We start from the raw sequence: 788 nt of genomic DNA on the forward strand, positions 1-788 counted from the left end.
GGCACTGTTGCAAATAGTCGGTGGTGATAAACTTATCATCCCCTTTTGCTGATGGAGCTGCACATGAACCCATTCAAAGGCCGGCATTTTCAGCGTGACATCATTCTGTGGGCCGTACGCTGGTACTGCAAATACGGCATCAGTTACCGTGAGCTGCAGGAGATGCTGGCTGAACGCGGAGTGAATGTCGATCACTCCACGATTTACCGCTGGGTTCAGCGTTATGCGCCTGAAATGGAAAAACGGCTGCGCTGGTACTGGCGTAACCCTTCCGATCTTTGCCCGTGGCACATGGATGAAACCTACGTGAAGGTCAATGGCCGCTGGGCGTATCTGTACCGGGCCGTCGACAGCCGGGGCCGCACTGTCGATTTTTATCTCTCCTCCCGTCGTAACAGCAAAGCTGCATACCGGTTTCTGGGTAAAATCCTCAACAACGTGAAGAAGTGGCAGATCCCGCGATTCATCAACACGGATAAAGCGCCCGCCTATGGTCGCGCGCTTGCTCTGCTCAAACGCGAAGGCCGGTGCCCGTCTGACGTTGAACACCGACAGATTAAGTACCGGAACAACGTGATTGAATGCGATCATGGCAAACTGAAACGGATAATCGGCGCCACGCTGGGATTTAAATCCATGAAGACGGCTTACGCCACCATCAAAGGTATTGAGGTGATGCGTGCACTACGCAAAGGCCAGGCCTCAGCATTTTATTATGGTGATCCCCTGGGCGAAATGCGCCTGGTAAGCAGAGTTTTTGAAATGTAAGGCCTTTGAATAAGACAAAA

1 protein-coding gene is annotated in these 788 nt (G+C 52.3%); it reads left to right on the top strand.

All coding sequences use genetic code 11. The annotated features are described in order from the left end of the window. Nucleotides 1-63 precede the first annotated feature (63 nt). Entirely contained in the window at nt 64-768 is a 705-nt protein-coding gene (locus QMN93_RS26025; RefSeq protein ID WP_001067855.1) for an IS6-like element IS26 family transposase, read from the top strand. The last annotated feature ends 20 nt before the right edge of the window (nt 769-788 follow it).

The organism is Enterobacter sp. R-1.6.2, assembly GCF_035064085.1.
GTDB classification, from domain to species: Bacteria; Pseudomonadota; Gammaproteobacteria; order Enterobacterales; family Enterobacteriaceae; genus Enterobacter; species Enterobacter asburiae_B.